Here is a 21,029-nt window from a genome sequence, read left to right on the forward strand (position 1 = left end):
AAAGGAGCATAAGCTCCTTTTATATGTAATTAATTATAATTAACGCTCGTATACAACTTCTACGTCGTAATCATCTTCATTCCACTCATCCCAATCATCATCATCGCCTTTTTTAGCGGCTTTTTGATGATAGGTGTCCCACTTAAACTCAACCTCTTCGTCTGTTGTTTCAACGAATTTCTCTTTTGGCATGCTTTCAAGCAATGTCATTACGTCATGAATTAACGGTTGAGTATTTGATTTATTAATAGCAGAAATACTGTAAATATTTTCAGTTTCGCCTAGCTCTTGTGCAATTTTGTCACATAAAGCTTTTGCTTCGTCGGCTGGTAATAAATCTATTTTGTTAAATACCAACCAGCGCGGTTTTTCTGCTAATTTAGGGCTGTACTGATGTAACTCATTAACAATCGCAAATGCATTATCAACTGGATTTGAGCCATCGACTGGCATTACATCAATAATATGCAGTAATATTCTACAGCGCTCTAGGTGCTTCAAAAATTGAATACCTAAACCAGCACCATCCGATGCACCTTCAATTAAACCTGGTATATCAGCGATAACAAATGATTTATTAGCTTCAGGACGTACCACGCCTAAATTAGGAATAAGCGTCGTAAATGGGTAGTCTGCTACTTTTGGTTTTGCTGCCGATACACTACGGATAAAGGTAGACTTACCTGCATTTGGCAAACCTAATAAACCTACATCTGCTAATAACAATAACTCTAGTTTAAGGTTGCGGACTTCACCCTCTGTTCCTAATGTTTTTTGACGCGGAGCACGGTTAGTACTTGATTTAAAACGCGCATTTCCTAAGCCATGGAAACCGCCTTTTGCCACCAAAATCTTTTGGCCATGTTGGGTTAAATCGCCTAATCCCTCTTGCGTATCAACGTCCATAATACGTGTACCCACAGGTACCATAATAAATAAATCGTCAGACTTTTTACCCGTACAGTTACGGCTGCGGCCATTGGTACCGCGATCTGCTCTATGGAAACGTTCAAATTGGTAATCAATTAAGGTATTTAAGTTTTCATCCGCTTGTAGATAAACACTACCACCGTCACCACCGTCACCACCGTCAGGCCCACCTTCTGGGATATATTTTTCACGACGGAAAGACACGATACCGGCGCCACCGTCTCCAGCTTCTACGCGAATTTCTACTTCATCTACAAACTTCATGATTACTCACTTTAGGGATTGGCTTGTTAATAACACTATTATATACCCAAGCCAACTTAATACCAATTGGCATAAATATTTGAACCATTTTACGAATTAAATCACTCTATAACTTCGTTAAAAATTTTATATTTAGGACAACTAAATATAAAAGCTTTTGCCTAGTTCTAGAACGATTTTCTTATCGTTAAAGAGTCCGCTGCTTAAACCGATAGGTATGATTGCAGGCTTGGGTATATATTGTAAAATAATGAAAACAAAAAACCCCGCAAAGGCGGGGTTTTTTAACTATCTTACTGATTACTCAGTTACGATAGTTACGTATTTACGGTTTAAAGGACCTTTTTGTTCAAACTGAACTTTACCATCTGCTTTTGCGAAGATAGTATGGTCTTTACCGATACCTACGTTTGTACCAGGGTGGAAACGAGTTCCACGCTGACGAACAATGATGCTACCCGCTAGAACTGATTCGCCACCAAAACGCTTAACACCTAGGCGTTTGCTTTCTGAATCGCGACCGTTACGAGTACTACCAGCTGCTTTTTTATGTGCCATTTCTAAGTACCTCTAATTAAGCGCTAATGCCAGTGATTTTAACTTCTGTGAACCATTGACGATGGCCCATTTGCTTACGAGAATGCTTACGGCGTCTAAATTTAACAACCTTAATCTTCTCACCGCGACCATGTGAAACAACCTCAGCTGTTATCTTGCCACCGTTTACGAACGGTACACCAATCTCGATTTTCTCACCATCAGCAACTAAAAGTACTGAATCAAATTCTACTGCTGCACCAGTTTCAACGTCTAATTTTTCAAGACGAATCGTTTGACCTTCAGTCACACGATGCTGTTTACCACCACTTTGGAAAACCGCGTACATAATTAACTCCGTCTGTGCGCCCTCAAATCGACGCAACTAAAATATTCTTCGATAGGGCGCGAAGTTTACGCTACGGCGTAATAACTAGCAAGCCTATTTTGTAATTAAAATGAATAAAAAGTAGCTGCATTGAGAGCAATTCAATATTTCCCCTATTTTATATTAAATAGCCCTTTTGCCAAGCGCTTTTTCACGATTAGTGAAAATAATTTGCCTTAGCTAAACCCACACTATGACGGATAATAAATAAACATAACTTACAGCACGCTTTGTGCGCTAATTAATCAGTTATCTCTCGTATTTAAGTACTAATTAGCAATGTTAACCGTGTTTTTTCAGGGAATCGTCACAAAATATCGAGCTAGTGCTTTTTTTGTTGTACAATCTGCGCCGTTCACACATAAAAATTGGCTCGGAGATCAATGGATATAAAAGCTATCCAGGCGTTAATCGAAAACGATATGAATGACGTCAATCAACTTATACATGCGCAAATGCGCTCAGATGTGGCGTTAGTTAACCAACTTGGTTTGTATATTGTAAACAGTGGCGGCAAGCGCGTGCGCCCAATGTTGGCAATACTAGCAGCCAGAGCACTGGGTTATCAGGGTAAAGAGCATATTACACTTGCAACTATTGTTGAGTTTATTCATACCGCAACACTACTACATGATGATGTTGTTGATGAATCTAACTTACGCCGAGGCACGCCTACAGCAAATGCTGAGTTTGGTAATGCTGCCAGCGTATTAGTAGGCGACTTTATTTACACTCGTTCATTTCAGCTTATGGTTGGCCTTGGTAAAATGCAGGTAATGCAAGTGCTTGCAGATGCAACTAACATTATTGCTGAAGGTGAAGTATTACAGTTAATGAACTGTAATGACCCCGATACCACTGAAGCCAGCTATATGCAGGTTATTTACTCTAAAACCGCTAAGCTATTTGAAGCCGCTACAGGCCTTGCTGCCATTATTACTGAGCAAAACCAAGCCACGCTTGATGCGCTTAACCTATACGGCATGCATTTAGGTACTGCGTTTCAGCTCGTTGATGACGTACTTGATTACAACGCAGATGCTGATCAATTAGGTAAAAATATTGGTGATGATTTAGCCGAAGGTAAACCAACGCTGCCGCTTATTTATGCAATGCAACATGGTAATGAGCAGCAAACACAGCTGATCCGTGACGCTATAGAGCACAGTAATGGCATGGATCATCTTGAAGAGATTTTAGCGGCACTTAAACAAACGAATGCACTTGAATTTACGATGCAAAAGGCCGAACTTGAAGCCGACAAAGCCATTGCTTGCTTAGACTTTTTAGCTGAGTCTGAATATAAACAAGCACTTGTGAGCCTTGCCCGTATTGCAGTTGATCGCGATCACTAACTTTACTGTCTTTATGTGTAGCTAACCTGGATGCAGGTTAATTAAATTCCGAGCAATAAAAAAGCCTGCAAACGCAGGCTTTTTTGTCACTTGATTTTGGCTATTACGCCATGAAATCAACACCTTCTTTGATGTCTTTTTTCAGTGTTTCAAGCATGTCATTTTTTGCTTTTGTTTCAAATGCGCTTAGTTCGCCGTAAGAAAGAATTTCTTCTACGCCGTTTTTACCTAAACGTACTGGGTGTGCAAAGTACTCTGCATCGCCATTTTCAACAGCAACGTATGCGTAATCTACAACGTCTTCACCCTGTAGGCCTTTAACTAAAGACATACAAAAACGAGCTGCAGCTGCACCCATTGATAAAGTAGCTGAACCGCCACCCGCTTTAGCATTTACAACTTCAGTACCCGCATTTTGGATACGTGGAGTAAGTGCTGCAACTTCCTCATCAGTAAAGCTCACGCCTTCAACTTGAGAAAGTAGTGGTAAAATAGTAGTACCTGAGTGGCCACCAATTACAGGAACTTTAACAGTTGCTACGTCTACGCCTTTAAGTTCAGCAACAAATGCTTCTGAACGAATAACGTCAAGCGTAGTAATACCAAATACGCGTTTAGCGTCGTAAGTACCTGCTTTTTTAAATACTTCAGCAACAATTGGTACCGTGCCGTTTACTGGGTTAGTAATAATACCTACTAACGCTTTAGGACAACTTGCAACTATGCCTTCTGCTAACGTTTTGATGATACCAGCATTTACATTAAATAAATCTGCACGATCCATACCTGGCTTACGTGGCATGCCAGCAGGAATAAGTACGATATCAGCATCTTTAAGCGCTTCATTTAACGCATCAGCGCCAAAGCCAGCTACTTTAACCGCTGTAGGGATATGAGATAGATCAACCGCAACACCTGGAACTACTGGTGCAACATCATATAGTGATAATTCAGAACCAGCTGGTAAGCCTGTTTTTAATAATAAAGACAACGCTTGACCGATACCGCCTGCAGCACCTAATACAGCAACTTTCATTGGAATTCTCCGTGATTTGAGGTAGGAAATATTTATGGCTCTAAGATAAAGAAATTAGCGACTAAAAACAAATTTATCCTGCCTATTTTCGTAATATTTTAGACCATAGTTGTAAAAACATTTGGCCTGAACACAGTAAACTGGCAAGTTAAATAAACAACTGCTGCATAATTATTCGTTTTTGTGTAGAATTTGCGGCATGGATAATAAAAAGCAAATAAAAACTATGCAACCACAAGACAAACAGGAAGCGTTAGTAAAAGCATTTAAAGCGCTTTTAAAAGAAGAGAACTTTGGCTCTCAAGGCGATATAGTAGATTCGTTAAAAGAGCAAGGTTTTGACAATATAAGCCAAAGCAAAGTGTCGCGCATGCTTAGTAAATTTGGCGCGGTACGAACGCGTAATGCCAAACAAGAAATGGTGTATTGCTTGCCTGCAGAAATGGGCGTACCCACAGCAAAAAGTCCGTTGCGTCAGCTTGTTATTGATATAATGCATAACGAAATGATGATTATTATCCGTACCAGTCCAGGCGCGGCTCAGCTCATTGCGCGTTTACTTGACTCATTAGGTAAAGCCGATGGCGTGTTAGGTACTATAGCCGGCGACGACACTATTTTTATTGCCCCAGCTAAAATATCTGAAATAGACTTAACCCTAGAGCGGGTACGTATTTTATTTGATACGGTTTAGTATTTGAAAACACGCGTTATAACTGTTTTAAAAACCCAACTGACGGTGCAAAAAACGCAGACCCCATATCGGCTTGAGTAAAATCAAGCCAATGATCATAGCACTCCCCCTCACCTAAACGACTTTTTAATACCTGTTCAAATGCGGTTCCACTGGCCGAGCAAGTAATTGACAACATTCCTTGCTCGTAAACATCGCCATAAGGCATGCCTTGATTAAGTAATATTGGTTGGCCTTGCTCATCTTGTAATTCACTGCGCTGTGCATGGCTGGTTTCAAGCGCTGGAGTTATAAGGGTGTTATCTAAGCGAGTGCGACCTATTATTTGCTCTTGTTCATCTAGCGATAGATGCTGCCATACGCTTAGATCGTGCTTATAACGTTGCACATGGATATAACTGCCTTGATCCTCAAAGCTACCAGGTTTATTTATTAACGCCGTTGCCCGCTTTTGTCGGCCATGCGGCATTTTTCCACCATAAATAAAGCCATTAAAATCGCGACCATCTAAAAATCTAAAATTACGAATTTGTTCCACCAACTCTACGTCTGGCGCAAATAACTTTAAAATTTGCAGCGCAAATAAATGATTAACGTCTTCGCGGTCTGAACGTATTTGCACAAACAAATCACACGGCTGCACGCTCATTGCGTGCTCATTATGATTTATATTAGGAAAGCTTTGTAGTTCACTGGGGATATACTCTGGCAAAATATGCGGCCAATATTGCGCACCAATAGCCACCATACAAGAAAGCATAGATTCAGAAAACTGATCGCTAAACTCTTCCTCAATAGCGCTTACTTGCTTGAGTTTTGTACGTAATGACTCATCTTGGCCATCAAACACATTAAAAAATAAATGCAAACCGTGTAAGTTTGCTTCAGCACAAATCCCTGATTGCGCTTGTGCCATTGTTATTCCTTAGCTTATAAATAGATAAACACAGCGAATAACAAATTAATTTATGATTCGAAAAAATTCACCGTGTGGGGTTTTATTTTTATTATAACCTGCTCATTTTGAACAAATGACTGGCCATATTGCGCTGCAACTTCTATTTCTTGTTGTGCAATAACTACAGTGTAAACATAAGCCGAACCAATAAAACGACTGCTTAATATGGTGGCGCGTTCACTATGGCTATCTTTTTTACTGTCGCTCATTAGCTCTATTTGATGAGGACGCACATATATTTTTCCTATATTAGCCTGATGCTGGTGCGCAATAACCGACTCCACTAGGCCAAAAGCGGTTTTATATTCAGTTGCTGTTAACACTTCTGCGCTTAAGTATATGCCCTGACCCAGAAACTCTGCAACCTCCTTTGAGCTTGGTTTAGCAAAAAGCTGTTCTGGGGTGCCCTGCTGAGCTATTTTACCCTGATGCATAATAGCCAGTGTATCTGCAAATGCAAAAGCCTCTTCCTTTGAGTGGGTAACAAATACCGCCGACACTTGTTGGGTTTTAATTATGCGGCGAATATCGGCAATTAATTCAAAGCGTACTTGAGTGTCTATATTCGAAAACGGCTCATCAAGTAATAGTAAACTTGGTTTGTAAGCAAGTGCACGTGCAATCGCCACGCGCTGTTGTTGTCCACCCGATAACTGATGCGGATACCTGTCGGCGCAGCCAACTAAATGTACCAGCTTAAGCATTTCATCAACGCGCTGTTGCTTTTGCTCTTTACTCATTTTACTTAAGCCAAAAGCAATATTATGTGCCACGGTTAAATGTGGAAATAACGCATAATCTTGAAACATCATGCCAATATTACGATGCTCTGGCGAGATAAATGTATTGGCGTTACTTACCAGCTTGCCATCGATAAACACGCTTCCTTGTTGCGTTTCTATTAGCCCTGCAATTGCTTTTAGGGTGGTGGTTTTACCACAACCACTGGCACCTAACAAACACACTATTTCGTTTTTACCTATGGTTAAATTTAGCTCGTGAATAACCTTAGTACCGTTATATTGATAGCTCACGCCTTGTAAAATCAAACTACTCATTTAACTACGTTGCTCCATAGAACGGTTAATAAAATACAGGGGGATAAATCCAACCAGCACAATAAATAATGCCGATATAGAAGCCAGCTCTAACTGCTCATCGCTCACATACTGAAACACATGTGTAGCTAAGCTTTCAAAATTAAACGGCCTAAGTAACAAAGCCGTAGGTAGCTCTTTCATGCATTCAATAAACACCAGCAAAGCCGCAGTAAGCAACCCGCGTCTAAGTAAAGGCAAATGCACCAAACGTAACGTATGGCCTTGGCTTTTGCCCATAGATTGGCTTGCCATGTCGAGGGAGGGGCTAATGCGTAAAAAACTCGACTCAATCGCGCCATGTGCTACTGCGTAAAAACGCACTACATAAGCAAAAATAATGGTAAATACACTGCCCGTGAGTAACAGGCCTATATCTAAATCATACGGATCAAGCACACTGTTTACCGTGTTTTCTAACAGCGTAAGCGGTAATAGCACCGCAATAGCCAGTACTGTTCCTGGTAAAGCGTAGCCGGTGCTGGCTAATCGCCCCGGAAGAAGCGGATAGCTTTGCTTGGCTATACGCTGATAAAACACCACTAATATACTAAGTAACAGCGTTACTACGCTTACTACTATAGCTACCTTTAAACTTTGCCACGCATAGCTAAAAAACTCACTACTCCATGCTTGATCAAAATAAACAATGGCGTACTTTATTAACACAGCAATAGGGATAACAAAGGCAACAATTAAAATTACACTGCAAAATAGCGTTGCCAGCCAAGCCGACTTGCCTTTTAATATGTAAAGCGCTTCACTATTTATACCCGACTGGCGCTCAAACACCGCTTGATTACGGCGGCTAAAACGCTCTGCCATTAAGGCTAAAAATAATAACAGTAACATCACGCCCGATATTTTAGCCGCGGCGGTTAACGAGTAATAACCAAACCACGTATCGTATACGGCAGTGGTTAAGGTGCTTACAGCAAAGTAGCTTACTGTGGCAAAGTCAGCCATGGTTTCCATACTAATTAGCGCTAGCGCAGCTACAATTGCGCCGCGCGATAACACTAAGCTAACCCTAAAAAAGCTCTGCCACGACGACAGCCCCATTAGCTGACTAGCCTGCACTAATTTAAAAGACTGCTCACGCAAGGCTGTTTTAAAAATTAAATATAAATAGGGATAAAGCACCAGTGCAAGCATTACAATAGCGCCGGGCAAAGTACGTATATCAAAAAACCAGTAATCATCAGGCGATTGCCACCCAAACCAGTCTCTGAGAGTATTTTGTACTGGGCCTGCGTAATCAAGCAAGTCGGTATAAACATAAGCAATAATGTAGGTAGGCATAGCCAGTGGCAGCATTAACGCCCATTCAAACTGTTTTTTACCAGGAAAACTACAATAAGCGGTTAGCCAGCCAAGCGGTAAGGCAATAGCACAGCTTAGTACACACACACCTAAAATGAGTAATACGGTATTAGAAATGTAATCCCACAGCACTGTATTCCAAAGATGCGAAAACACCTCAGAGTTACCTTGTAGAGATTCAAATAGCAGAAAAAACAATGGGGTCGACAGTAATAATCCCGTCGACCATGCAAAAAGCTGCCATTTAGACAGCTGAAATTTATAAGTCATTTAAAGATCGAATTTCACCTCATCAATTAGCCTTAACGCTAACGGACGATATTTACTAATTTCATCAAGTGGTAAGCTATCTTCTTTAAAGCTTCCCCAAGATGCAACTAAATTTGATAATTCTACGCCTGGCTTAACCGGGTATTCCATATTAATTGAAGCGTACATGTTTTGTGCTTTATTGTCGGTCATATACTCTAGGAGTTTCAAGGCATTTTCAGGGTTTTTAGCGTATTTTGTAATAACTGCACCCGACACATTTATATGTGAGCCGCGATTAATTTGGTTCGGAAAATTAATATTTACCGCTTCTGCCCATTCTTTTTGGGTTTCATCTTGCAGCATTTTACCTAAGTAGTAACTATTGCCAAATGCAAGGTCGCACAAACCTTCTTTCACTGCTTTTACTTGCGCCCTATCGTTACCTTGTGGTTTACGCGCTAAATTTGCTTTAACCCCCTCAAGCCATGCTTTGGTATCTGCTTCACCATGGTGTGCAATCATGGATGCAACTAAGCCTAAGTTATACGGGTGTTTACCAGAGCGAGTACATATTTGCCCTTTATATTTTGGATCGGCCAAATCTTCATAAGTCAGCTCAGGTAGTGCGCCCACACGCTCTTTTGACGAGTAAACATTACGCACTCGCTTAGTAAGTGCTACCCACTGCCCATCGCCATCACGAAATGCCGCAGGCACGTTGTTATTAATTGCTTCGCTACTAATAGTTTGCGTTAAATCTAAATCTTCAAGTTGAATTAAGGCGCTAAAATTAGACGTTAACACTAAATCGGCTTTGCTGTGCTTACCTTCGCGTTTAACGCGCTCTATTAAACCTTTATTGGCAAACACTACATTTGTTTTAATACCAGTTTGCTTAGTAAAATCATCTAAAATTGGTTTTATTAAAAAAGGCTGTCGAAAAGAATAAATATTAACGGTCTCAGTTGCAAAAACGGGTGCCGACACGGCCAAACCAACTACAATTGCGAATACTTTTTTCATATTTCCCACCTGAATAATAACTATTATCAATAATTCTACCGTGCCTTACTCAAAAGTGCACACTTTATATAATCTGATCTAGTTAAAATCGCTAAAATAGAAACCCCGCGTAAGACATATCTTACAAACGTGACAGCTAATGATGAAAACACAACATGAAAAACCATGATAAATACAGTAACCATTTGTTTTATTTAAAGTAAATAACTTTAACCATTGCGACTATATCAATTAATTAGCAAGCTATACTTCTTTAAAATATCGTACTGCCTATAATTAACTTAACAACCAAGCAGTGATGCTTAACGAGTAAATGGAAACGGACAAGTTACTCGACCAACCAATGATTTAGGTTACTAATACAAAACGGATTTTAGGACAGGCTCTAGGAGAGCAACACAATGGAATGTCTTAAAGGATAGCATCAGGATGATGCGTAAAGGATAGCAACAAAGGATTTACGTTGTTTTACAGGATGTTTAGGAAATAAAGGATACAGGCAGGAGCGCCTACATTACATAGAACTAAAAAGTAATATTGTAATAACAAGGATTAGTAAGAATTTGGAGTTGATTAAGTTCAATTGCAGGATGCAGAAAATTAGAAGATTCCGCAAGCGCGCCTAGAGATAGAGCGCGCTTTTCTTTGCCTAAAATAAATTACTCAATGTCTTAGTACAGTGCCTTAAAGTGGTTTTACTGCAAGCCACCAAGAGCATATAAGCAGTTTAAATTTTAATACACACGTATTTTTCTTCGAGGTACTCATTTAATCCTTGATGCCCCCCTTCGCGGCCAAGGCCCGATTGCTTAACGCCACCAAATGGCGCTACAGGGTTAGAAATAACACCTTCGTTTACACCAATCATGCCAAACTCAAGACCTTCGCTAATGCGGTAAACCTGCTTAATATTTTGGCTATAAAAATAAGCGGCTAAGCCGTAAGGTACGTCGTTTGCTAGGGTAAGTACTTCGCTTTCATCATCAAAAGGAATAATTGTTAATACTGGGCCAAATACTTCTTCATGGTAAATATCCATGTCGGCAGTGACGTTATTTACAATCAGCGGGTTTTGAAAGCTGCCACCTAAATCACTGTTATCACCTATCAATACTGCCCCCTTATCTAGTGCGTCTTGTACTAGTTGCTGTACTTTTTCTTTCGCCTTAGGGTAAATAAGCGGGCCAATATCAACATCTGCTGTAAAGCCATTACCGACTTTTAAAGCAGCCACCTTAGGGGTTAGTTTATTAAGTACTGCATCAATAATATTACGTTGAATAAAGATACGGTTTGCAGCAACACAAGCTTGCCCACTATTTCTAAACTTAGCCGCCATTAATCCCTCAATAGCTGCATCTAGGTCTGCATTATCATAAATAATGAAAGGTGCGTTTCCTCCAAGCTCCATAGAAGTGCGCTTAATAGTACCTGCGCATTGCGCTAATAACTGCTTGCCTACACCCGTTGAGCCGGTAAAAGTAAACTTACGCACTATTTCAGAGTCGGTTAGTATTTTTCCTACTTTTTTAGCATTTTGCGATACTAAGACGTTAAATGCCCCTTTTTCAAACCCTGCTTGATCGGCTAAATAGGCAAGTGCAATAGCACATAATGGGGTGTGCTCAGAAGGTTTTAATATAAAACTACAACCGGCTGCATAAGCGGGGGCAACTTTACGCGTGATCATAGCAACAGGAAAATTCCATGGTGTGATCCCTGCAACAACTCCTACAGCCTGCTTAAAGCTGGTTAACCTATGGCTGTTGTCGGTAGCAGGTATAACATCGCCATAGCTGCGCTTAGCTTCCTCGGCAAACCATTTTATAAAGCCCGCGCCGTAATCAATTTCGCCCAACGCTTCTTTAAGTGGTTTACCTTGCTCTTTGGTCATTAACTCTGCAAGCGTTTGCTTGTGTTTTATAACTAGCTCATACCAGCGCATCAAGGTTTCGCTTCGTTGCGTAGCATTGGTTGCTTTTAATTTAACAAATGCGCTTTGAGCTGCAACTATTGCATTATTTACACCCAGCTCATCAATATCGCTTACATCAATAATACTTTTTTCGGTAGCGGGATCGTTAACGCTAAAGTGCGTATTTGTTTTATAAAATTCACCATTAATAAACGAGTCAGAAAAAATAAGATTACTCAAAATAAACCTCCGAATTACCGTTTAATTTAAAATGTAGATGTTAGCGTTTAATGCATGGCATAGAGCCAAAGCTAACTTTTTAGATAAGCCTGCGCGAGGTAAACTCCCGCCTACCCTGCGGTGTACAAACAAAAAAGCCGCTGTATTAAACAGCGGCTTTTACTATATTAATCGTTAAAAGCTAGTGCTCTTCATTAACTATATTAACGTTATACTTAGGTATTTCAACCACTAGGTCTTCATCTCTAATAATAGCTTGGCAACCTAAGCGCGACTCTGGCTCTAAGCCCCATGCTTTATCAAGCATATCGTCTTCTAACTCATCGCTTTCTTCTAGTGAATCAAAGCCTTCGCGGATCACTAAGTGGCACGTAGTACACGCACATGACTTTTCACACGCGTGAGCAATGCTAATACCATTTTTAAGGGCAACATCAAGAACCGTTTGACCACTAGGTGCTTCAATTGCAGCGCCATCTGGACACAATTCTGGATGGGGAAGAAAAATAATTTGTGGCATTCTAATCTCTCTTAAATATTGTTTACTGACTGCCCAGTAAGAACTTTTTTAATTGATGCATCCATTCTGCGTGCGGCAAAATCGCTGCTGGCGTTATCCATTTTTTCAATCGCGGTTTTAATCTCGTTTGGTTGCTGCGCATTCTCACGCACTTTAACCAATTCTGCAATTTCAGCTCGTAAATATGCTAGTTGCGCTTCGTCAAGTAAACCACTGTCACTCGCAAGTGATGCCTCTAGTGCTTCAATTACACGTAGTGCTTCTACTTGTTGCTCTTTGAGCATACGCGCTTGCATATCGCCTTTAGCGTTGCTCATTGACTCTTTTAGCATATTAGATACTTGGTCGTCCGATAAACCAAATGACGGTTTAACTTGAATATCTGCTTGTACGCCTGTCGATTTTTCCATTGCCGATACGCTAAGTAAACCATCGGCGTCTACTTTAAACGTAACCCGAATATGTGCAGCACCCGCAGTCATTGGCGGAATACCTTTTAAACTAAACTTAGCAAGAGAGCGACAATCGTCTACCAATTCGCGCTCACCTTGTAGTACGTGCAACGACATGGCCGTTTGGCCATCTTTAAAAGTAGTAAACTCTTGAGCACGTGCTACTGGTATAGTGGTATTACGTGGAATAATTTTTTCCACCAAGCCACCCATAGTTTCAAGACCTAGCGATAGTGGTAATACGTCGAGTAACAACATATCTGAATCAGGTTTATTACCAATTAACACATCTGCTTGCAACGCAGCGCCTAGCGCTACAACGCGATCGGGATCAATTGACGTTAGTGCTTCTTTATTAAAAAACTCACTAACTTGGCTGCGTACTAATGGCATGCGAGTAGAGCCACCCACCATAATTACTTGCAGCACTTCTTCGTTCTCAATACCAGCATCTTTTACAGCACGGCGACAAGAACGAAGCGTTTTTTTAACTAGTGGTATCGCAAGCTCGTCAAGTTTTTCGCGGGTCACTTCAACCATGTATTTCTCATCATCAAACTCAAGCCCAACATTAACAGTTGAGTATTGGCTTAATGCTTCTTTACAGGCTTTAGCTTTATTAATAAATAAGCGCAGTACCGCTGGAGATAAAGTGGTTACACCCGTTTGCTGCTTTAAGTAATCAACAATCAGTGAGTCAAAGTCATCGCCGCCTAGGCTGGAGTCGCCGCCTGTAGCTAATACTTCAAATACACCTTGGTGCAAGCGCAAAATTGATATATCGAAGGTGCCACCGCCTAAATCGTAAACAGCAATAATACCTTCTTGACCCGAGTCTAAACCATAAGCAACAGCGGCTGCTGTTGGCTCATTTAATAATCGTAGTACGTTAATACCTGCAAGTTCAGCGGCATCTTTTGTACTTTGGCGCTGAGCGTCATCAAAGTATGCCGGTACGGTAATAACTGCACCTAAAATTTCTTGATTACCAAAGCTTTGTTCTGCACGGGCTTTTAATGCAGCTAAAATATGGCTAGATGCTTTTACTGGGCTGATTTTTCCAGCTGCTGTTTCTATGGCAAGTGCACCATCGTGCTGACAAAATTGATACGGTAGTTGCCCATAGCTTTGTTCTATTTCTGCTTGGGTTTTACCTAAAAAGCGCTTAACTGAAATAAGCGTGTTAACTGGGTCTTGCGTTGCTGCTTTTGCAGCTTCGCTACCTACAGTGATCCCACCCGCTTGATAACGCACTACCGAAGGAAGCATTGCTTCACCTAAGTCATCTGTTAAGGTGCGTGCTTCGCCACTTTGTACCGTGGCTACCAATGAGTTAGTTGTACCTAGGTCAATACCTATGGCTAGTTTATGTTCATGTGGTGCCGCGCTCTGCCCCGGCTCAGCAATTTGCAATAATGCCATAATATTTTTTAAACTCGCTTTACCTTGCTTTATAAATTAGCAAGTTAGGTGATTAATCATCAAATAAACTGTCTTCAATACGCTCTAATTCGTCACGTAATTTATAAACAAATTTTAGTTTACGAACATTATCTGCAGCGGCTTGGTATTGCTGCTCGTCGTTACTTGCTAATTGCTGTGCAAGTTGTGCACTGTATTGTTCGTTAAGTTGCTTGATTTGTTTTTCAAAATTAGCAATTGCAGCGTCAGGATCGCTCGCTGAGGTTAGCTCTTCTAACTCTTCGCGAAGTTCCATTTGTTGCATTAAAAATGCCGGATCTTGCAAGGTTTGTTGCTCAGCACGAATATCGACACCTAACTCACTTAACATATATTCGGCACGCTTTACTGGGTGCTTTAATATTTGTAGTGCGTCGTTAATTTCTGCGGCGCTTTGCACTGCCATTAATTTATCGCGACTGCTGGCGTTGGCATGGCGATCGGGGTGCACTGCACGCTGTAGCTCTAAGTAGTGCTTGTTAACTATTACTAAATCAATATTGTAGTCAACTGGTATTGCAAATAACTCAAAATAGCGCATAACTTCAACCAATAATATTCAGAAATTAATTTCAAAAATAACAAAGCCCTACATTTATTGGCAGGGCTTGTTTTATACCCAAGTAACTTAGGTATTCAAAACACGTTTAAATTTAAACGGTAAAGCTTTCACCACAACCACACTCGTCAGCTTGATTAGGGTTAGTAAATTTAAACCCTTCATTCAAGCCTTCTTTAGTGTAATCGAGCTGCGTACCGTCAATGTAAACTAAGCTTTTAGCATCAACAATTAAGGTAACGCCTTTTGCTACAAATGTTTCGTCGTCGTCGTTTAGCTCGTCAACAAACTCAAGTACATAGGCAAGACCTGAACAGCCCGTCGTTTTAATGCCAACGCGCAGGCCTAAACCTTTACCGCGATTTGCTAAAAATGATTGTACGCGGTTTGCTGCCGCATCTGTCAATGTCACTGCCATGGAACTCTCTTACTTCGCTTGTTTACTTTTATAGTTTGCAATTGCTGCTTGAATTGCATCTTCGGCTAAAATTGAACAGTGAATTTTCACTGGTGGTAACTCTAGCTCTGCACTTATATCAGTATTTTTAATAGTCGCTGCTTGCTCTAGTGTTTTGCCTTTAACCCACTCTGTTACCAGTGAAGATGAAGCAATTGCACTACCACAACCATACGTTTTAAATTTTGCATCTTCGATAATACCATCGGCAGATACTTTAATTTGTAATTTCATTACGTCACCACATGCTGGTGCGCCTACCATACCCGTTGCCACTGACGGATCATTTTTGTCTAAAACACCTACGTTACGTGGGTTTTCTACGTGGTCGATTACTTTATCACTGTAAGCCATAATTCTATCCTCACTACCTGCTAGGTATGTACTCGCACTATTATTAGTGGTGAGCCCATTCAACTGAATCTAAATCAATACCTTCTTGATGCATCTCCCAAAGTGGAGACATTTCACGTAGGCGACCGATAGAGTTTTTCATTAATTCAACGGTGTAATCAATCTCTTCTTCGGTGGTAAAACGACCAATACTAAAACGAATTGAGCTATGCGCTAATTCGTCGTTACGGCCAAGTGCACGTAAAACATAAGAAGGCTCTAAGCTTGCTGACGTACAGGCTGAACCTGACGATACTGCAATGTCTTTTACTGCCATTAGTAACGACTCACCTTCAACAAAGTTAAAGCTGATATTTACAATGCCTGGTACTGACTGATCTTGTGTACCGTTAAAGTACACTTCTTCCATATCACTCATAATACCGTCAATTAAACGCTTACGTAGGGCGCTTATGTGTGCATGATCTTTTTCGAAATCTTGCTTAGCAACTCTAAACGCTGTACCCATACCCACTAACTGATGCGTAGCAAGTGTGCCAGAGCGCATACCACGTTCATGGCCGCCACCGTGCATTTGTGCTTCTAGGCGAGCGCGTGGTTTACGACGAACGTAAAGTGCACCAACACCTTTAGGACCATATACTTTGTGGCCTGAGAATGACATAAAATCAACTTTAAGCTGTTGTACGTCAATTAATACTTTACCTGCGCTTTGCGCTGCATCTACGTGGAACATAATTTTACGTTCGCGACACATTTCGCCAATTGTAGCGATATCTTGAATTACACCTAGCTCGTTATTAACATGCATGATGCTTACAAGTACGGTGTCGTCACGCATAGTGTCGGCAAGTTTTTGTAAATCAAGTAGGCCGTTTTCTTCAACGTCCATATAGGTTACTTCAAAACCTTGACGCTCAAGCTCACGACATGTGTCGATTACGGCTTTGTGCTCAGTTTTAGCGGTAATAATATGCTTACCTTTCTTTTTGTAAAACTGTGCCGCGCCTTTAATTGCTAGGTTATTTGATTCGGTTGCACCCGAAGTGAAAACAATTTCACGTGGGTCTGCATTAATTAAATCAGCAACATCGGTACGTGCTTGATCAACTACTTCTTCAGCTTGCCAACCAAACCTATGTGAACGTGACGCAGGATTACCAAAATTACCGTCCATTGTCAGGCATTGCATCATTTCTTTGGCAACACGTTCGTCAACAGGCGTGGTTGCTGCGTAATCTAAATAAATCGGTAACTTCATTTCTCTCTCCGCTGCAGGTCAACCTTAAAGTTGACAGCTTACTTGAATATTTTCCAACTGCTTAATTGCATCATTAACACTGTTATCTTGGCGTAATGCGATCTCTTTCACATCAGATTTCTCTACCAATTCAGCAAGGGTAATATTATCTAAAAATTCTTCTATTCGTGCGCTTAAATCTGACCACAAGTTATGGGTAAGACAGCGCATACCACTTTGGCAACCTATATCACTTTTTTGGCAACGTGTTGCATCAACTGACTCATCTACTGCATTTATCACATCACCAACAGAAATAGCGTCCGCTTTACGCCCCAATAAATAACCACCGCCAGGGCCGCGAACAGAACTTACCAAACCATTTTTACGTAAACGGGCAAACAACTGCTCAAGGTAAGACAAAGAAATTTCTTGTCGCTGTGAAATATCAGCAAGGGCAACAGGACCTACACCTGTGTGCAGTGCAACATCCAGCATAGCTGTAACGGCATACCTGCCTTTTGATGTTAACTTCATAACGCCCTCCGCACAAAAGAGTGCAAATTTTAATTACCAGAGTAAATTAGTCAAGTATTAAAACTTAAAACAAGTTCTTAGCTAAACACGTAATACCTGAGTGTTTTACTCAAGTATTACGTCCTATTGTAATTACCTGAGTAATTTAGTCAAGTATTAGCGCGTTATTTAATCGTAGCTTGTTATAACTAATTGCTATAACCGCTGTTATTTAGGTATCGACTTATTTATAGAGGTTAAAATACCACGCAAAATGTTCATTTCAGCATCTTCAGGGCGAGCACGATTAAACATGCGGCGTAACTTGGTCATAACCATGCCTGGGTGCTGCTTAATGATAAACCCTGTATTAAACAGTGTTTCTTCAAGATGGCCGTAAAATAACTCAGTTTGTTTTGAGCTAGGGTAAGCGGTGTCATCTTCTTCGGCTATTTTAGGTTGTTGATTTAAAAACGCCATTCGCGTTTCGTAGCATAATGTTTGCACTGCCATAGCTAAATTAAGCGAGCTGTACTCTGGATTTGCCGGAATACAAACATGATAATTGCAAAGCTGTAATTCATCGTTGCTCAAGCCGCTATTTTCACGACCAAACACCAAAGCAACCGGGCCATTCACAGCTTCGCTTACTAGCTTTTCACCACATTCACGTGGTTCAACCATAGGCCAAGATAGTGTGCGAGAGCGCGCACTCGTGCCAATGGTTAATGCGCAATCGGCAATTGCATCAGCAACAGTATCAACAATCACAGCATTACCTAAAACATCACTTGCTCCAGCGGCTAATGCACTGGCATGACTATCGACTTCACATGCTGGGTCGACTAAATAAAGCTTTGATAAGCCCATGGTTTTCATGGCGCGAGCCGCCGAACCAATATTACCTGAGTGTGATGTGTTAACTAAAACAACGCGAATATCATCTAAGATCATTGCTGTGCTACTTTGTTTGCTGCAAAAAATTGCGCAAATTCTACCATGTAATTAAAAACACGGCTACGATAAGCGCAGCCGTGAATAAGGTTTCAGCTCAAAATACAAACCATGTTTAGATTTATATATCGGCTTATTTAAAGCACATACTTAGTGATCGCAAGCCAATACCCTTTGCTTATGTCCAAACACTGCACTGCTTTTATCTTTTATTAAATCGGATAGCAGTAATTAAGCTGTTCCGCCTACCGTTAATTTGTCTATTTTCAAACTAGGTTGGCCTACCCCAACAGGAACACTTTGGCCGTCTTTGCCGCACACGCCAACGCCTTTATCGAGCGCTAGGTCGTTACCTACCATAGATATTTGCTGCATTACTTCTGGGCCGTTACCTATTAAGGTTGCGCCTTTAATTGGTTGGGTAATTTTACCGTTTTCGATTAAATAGGCTTCTGATGCGCTAAATACAAATTTACCTGACGTTATATCAACTTGTCCGCCACCAAAATTAGGCGCAAACACGCCTTTTTTAACACTACTGATAATATCTGCTTGGCTGTGTTCACCGCCTAACATGTAAGTGTTGGTCATGCGTGGCATAGGTAAATGTGCGTACGATTCACGACGTGCGTTACCCGTTGGGCTAACCCCCATTAGGCGCGCGTTCATTTTATCTTGCATGTAGCCTTTTAAAATACCGTTTTCGATAAGTACGTTATAAGCCGCAGGTGTGCCTTCGTCGTCTACGTTAAGTGAGCCACGACGATCAGCCATGGTGCCATCATCAACCACTGTACATAGCTCAGACGCTACTTTTTGCCCTACTTTGCCGCTAAACGCCGACGCGCCTTTACGGTTAAAGTCGCCCTCTAGGCCGTGGCCTACGGCTTCGTGTAATAATACACCTGGCCAGCCATTTCCAAGTACCACTTCCATGGTTCCGGCTGGCGCATCAATGGCTTCTAAATTTACTTTTGCTTGGCGCACTGCCTCTTCTGCAAACTCCATCCAACGTGGTTTACCATCTACCAACTCTTTAAAATAACCATAATCTAAACGCGCACCACCACCGGCACCACCACGTTCACGGCGACCATTTTTTTCAAGTAGTACTGAGCAATTTAAACGAATAAGTGGGCGAATATCGGTGGCAAAAGTACCGTCGCTAGCGGCAATAAGTACTTCTTCGTATACGGCCGACATTGAACTTATTACTTGCTCTGCGTCGGGTGCGAGTTCACGAATATAGTTTTCAAGCTCACGTAACAAGTTTACTTTATCGGTATCGCTCATACTTGAAATTGGCTGGTGCGGGGCAAACTGCTGCTTTGCAGTTACATCGCTAAACACTTGAATTGATTTATTTTCACCGGCATCGGCAATGCTACGCGCTGCAGTTGCGGCTTTATTAAGTGCCTCTAGGGTGATTGCATCTGAGTACGAAAAGCCGGTTTTTTCGCCGCTTACTGCGCGTACACCTACGCCTCGCTCAACATTGTATGAACCTTCTTTTACTAAGCCGTCTTCAAGTACCCATGACTCATGGTGACTTGATTGAAAGTATAAATCAGCGTAATCCACTTTATGTTGATGAATGTAGGCGAGCGTTTTTTCGAGTTCTTCTCGATTTAGCTGGCTGTCGTGTAATAAATGCTGTTCAACCGTATTCATAATAAATGCTCTCTAAATCGTTGATGAGATTGCACTGGCATATCTCGTCGAATTTTGTGTAATTGCTTTAAATCTAACGTGGCGCTTATAAAACCTGTGCCTGTGGGCAACTCACTTAGTGTATCCCCCCAAGGAGACAGAACTATACTGTGGCCATAGGTTTGGCGGCCATTTTCATGTGTTCCATATTGCGCTGCAGCAATCACATAACATTGTGTTTCTATTGCACGAGCCGCCAATAAAGGTTGCCAATGGGCTTTCCCGGTCACTACGGTAAAGGCGCTAGGGACTAATATAACTTCTGCGCCTTGGCGTACAAGTTGAGTATATAAAGCACTAAAGCGCAGATCATAACATACTGTTAAGCCAATTTTACCAAAGGGAGAGTCGACAACAACAACTTCATTTCCTGCTTGAGTAAAGTCTGATTCTCGATAGCTGGCCGTTGAATCGTCAACTGTTACATCAAATAAATGCATTTTATTGTAGCTGGCAACGAGTTCACCTTGAGCATTAAATAAGTGCGACGCGGCGTAATATTTACTGTCACTATAAGGCTCTGGCATAGTACCGGCGCTTAACCAAATATTATGCAATTGGCACAGCTCGCTTAACTGCTGCTTATAACGCTCTGCATGCTTAGCCACTTTTAAGGTATCGTTACCCGATTTACTAAACACTAAAAAGGCTTCAGGCAAGCATACTAACAATGGCCTTGTAGTGGGTAATTGTTGTAGCTGATTGACTAACGTTTGCATGTTTTGCTCAGGATCACCCCCTGAGCACATTTGCAGGGCAATAATTGTCGGAATTGCTTTACTCATTGACTATTT

The 21,029-nt window shown here is 41.2% G+C and carries 21 protein-coding genes; 2 read left to right on the forward strand and 19 right to left on the reverse strand.

The window, feature by feature from the left end; translation table 11 throughout:
• Positions 1-39 precede the first annotated feature (39 nt).
• The 3 genes from cgtA to rplU form a co-directional block, all read right to left on the reverse strand.
• Positions 40-1,194: an Obg family GTPase CgtA gene (gene cgtA, locus PTRA_RS13865; protein WP_058374224.1), complete on the reverse strand. Its 1,155-nt coding sequence runs from the start codon at positions 1,192-1,194 to the stop codon at positions 40-42.
• A gap of 300 nt (positions 1,195-1,494) precedes the next feature.
• Positions 1,495-1,752 carry a 50S ribosomal protein L27 gene (gene rpmA / locus PTRA_RS13870; RefSeq protein ID WP_002957747.1) on the reverse strand — a complete coding sequence of 86 codons (258 nt, stop codon included), beginning with the start codon at positions 1,750-1,752 and terminating at the stop codon, positions 1,495-1,497.
• Positions 1,753-1,768: 16 nt separating this feature from the next.
• The gene (rplU, locus tag PTRA_RS13875; RefSeq protein ID WP_006794538.1) at positions 1,769-2,080 is read right to left on the reverse strand and encodes a 50S ribosomal protein L21; all 312 of its coding nucleotides are present in this window, start codon (positions 2,078-2,080) and stop codon (positions 1,769-1,771) included.
• Positions 2,081-2,502: 422 nt separating this feature from the next.
• Here rplU and ispB point away from each other — a divergent pair, with 422 nt between their 5' ends.
• Entirely contained in the window at positions 2,503-3,474 is a 972-nt protein-coding gene (ispB, locus tag PTRA_RS13880) for an octaprenyl diphosphate synthase (RefSeq protein WP_058374225.1), read from the forward strand.
• A gap of 103 nt (positions 3,475-3,577) precedes the next feature.
• Here the strand turns inward: ispB and mdh are convergent, their stop codons facing one another.
• On the reverse strand, positions 3,578-4,510 hold the full coding sequence (gene mdh, locus PTRA_RS13885) for a malate dehydrogenase (protein WP_011329303.1): 933 nt from the start codon (positions 4,508-4,510) through the stop codon (positions 3,578-3,580).
• Between the two features lie 226 nt (positions 4,511-4,736).
• On the opposite strand from mdh, the gene argR reads away from it, so the two are divergent.
• Positions 4,737-5,204 carry a transcriptional regulator ArgR gene (gene argR, locus PTRA_RS13890; RefSeq protein WP_041454781.1) on the forward strand — a complete coding sequence of 156 codons (468 nt, stop codon included), beginning with the start codon at positions 4,737-4,739 and terminating at the stop codon, positions 5,202-5,204.
• Between the two features lie 16 nt (positions 5,205-5,220).
• Here argR and PTRA_RS13895 read toward each other — a convergent pair whose 3' ends face one another.
• The 15 genes from PTRA_RS13895 to PTRA_RS13965 form a co-directional block, all read right to left on the reverse strand.
• Positions 5,221-6,120, reverse strand: coding sequence for a Dyp-type peroxidase (locus PTRA_RS13895; protein ID WP_058374226.1), 900 nt, complete (start codon positions 6,118-6,120; stop codon positions 5,221-5,223).
• A gap of 50 nt (positions 6,121-6,170) precedes the next feature.
• Positions 6,171-7,220, reverse strand: coding sequence for an ABC transporter ATP-binding protein (locus PTRA_RS13900; protein ID WP_058374227.1), 1,050 nt, complete (start codon positions 7,218-7,220; stop codon positions 6,171-6,173).
• Complete coding sequence (locus tag PTRA_RS13905) at positions 7,221-8,852, reverse strand: ABC transporter permease (protein ID WP_058374228.1); 1,632 nt, start codon at positions 8,850-8,852, stop codon at positions 7,221-7,223.
• Positions 8,853-9,857, reverse strand: coding sequence for a Fe(3+) ABC transporter substrate-binding protein (locus PTRA_RS13910; RefSeq protein ID WP_058374229.1), 1,005 nt, complete (start codon positions 9,855-9,857; stop codon positions 8,853-8,855). It lies immediately after the preceding gene.
• A 727-nt stretch (positions 9,858-10,584) separates the two neighbouring features.
• Entirely contained in the window at positions 10,585-12,012 is a 1,428-nt protein-coding gene (locus PTRA_RS13915) for an NAD-dependent succinate-semialdehyde dehydrogenase (RefSeq protein WP_058374230.1), read from the reverse strand.
• Positions 12,013-12,193: 181 nt separating this feature from the next.
• Positions 12,194-12,532: an ISC system 2Fe-2S type ferredoxin gene (gene fdx, locus PTRA_RS13920; RefSeq protein ID WP_011329311.1), complete on the reverse strand. Its 339-nt coding sequence runs from the start codon at positions 12,530-12,532 to the stop codon at positions 12,194-12,196.
• Between the two features lie 11 nt (positions 12,533-12,543).
• On the reverse strand, positions 12,544-14,406 hold the full coding sequence (gene hscA, locus PTRA_RS13925; RefSeq protein ID WP_058374231.1) for a Fe-S protein assembly chaperone HscA: 1,863 nt from the start codon (positions 14,404-14,406) through the stop codon (positions 12,544-12,546).
• Between the two features lie 52 nt (positions 14,407-14,458).
• Positions 14,459-14,986, reverse strand: a complete 528-nt coding sequence (hscB, locus tag PTRA_RS13930; RefSeq protein ID WP_058374232.1) for a co-chaperone HscB — start codon at positions 14,984-14,986, stop codon at positions 14,459-14,461.
• A gap of 112 nt (positions 14,987-15,098) precedes the next feature.
• Positions 15,099-15,422, reverse strand: a complete 324-nt coding sequence (gene iscA, locus PTRA_RS13935; protein WP_011329314.1) for an iron-sulfur cluster assembly protein IscA — start codon at positions 15,420-15,422, stop codon at positions 15,099-15,101.
• 9 nt (positions 15,423-15,431) lie between these two features.
• Positions 15,432-15,815, reverse strand: coding sequence for a Fe-S cluster assembly scaffold IscU (iscU, locus tag PTRA_RS13940; RefSeq protein WP_011329315.1), 384 nt, complete (start codon positions 15,813-15,815; stop codon positions 15,432-15,434).
• A gap of 43 nt (positions 15,816-15,858) precedes the next feature.
• Positions 15,859-17,076 (reverse strand): IscS subfamily cysteine desulfurase, encoded by a 1,218-nt coding sequence (locus tag PTRA_RS13945; RefSeq protein WP_011329316.1) that lies wholly within the window; start codon positions 17,074-17,076, stop codon positions 15,859-15,861.
• 24 nt (positions 17,077-17,100) lie between these two features.
• Positions 17,101-17,592 carry a Fe-S cluster assembly transcriptional regulator IscR gene (gene iscR, locus PTRA_RS13950; protein WP_058374233.1) on the reverse strand — a complete coding sequence of 164 codons (492 nt, stop codon included), beginning with the start codon at positions 17,590-17,592 and terminating at the stop codon, positions 17,101-17,103.
• A gap of 207 nt (positions 17,593-17,799) precedes the next feature.
• The gene (trmJ, locus tag PTRA_RS13955) at positions 17,800-18,525 is read right to left on the reverse strand and encodes a tRNA (cytosine(32)/uridine(32)-2'-O)-methyltransferase TrmJ (protein WP_058374234.1); all 726 of its coding nucleotides are present in this window, start codon (positions 18,523-18,525) and stop codon (positions 17,800-17,802) included.
• 231 nt (positions 18,526-18,756) lie between these two features.
• Positions 18,757-20,196: a metalloprotease TldD gene (tldD, locus tag PTRA_RS13960; protein ID WP_058374235.1), complete on the reverse strand. Its 1,440-nt coding sequence runs from the start codon at positions 20,194-20,196 to the stop codon at positions 18,757-18,759.
• On the reverse strand, positions 20,193-21,020 hold the full coding sequence (locus tag PTRA_RS13965) for a carbon-nitrogen hydrolase family protein (RefSeq protein ID WP_058374236.1): 828 nt from the start codon (positions 21,018-21,020) through the stop codon (positions 20,193-20,195). The genes tldD and PTRA_RS13965 overlap by 4 nt, the downstream gene beginning before the upstream one ends.
• Positions 21,021-21,029 lie beyond the last annotated feature (9 nt).

The organism is Pseudoalteromonas translucida KMM 520 (assembly GCF_001465295.1).
Classification (GTDB): domain Bacteria; phylum Pseudomonadota; class Gammaproteobacteria; order Enterobacterales; family Alteromonadaceae; genus Pseudoalteromonas; species Pseudoalteromonas translucida.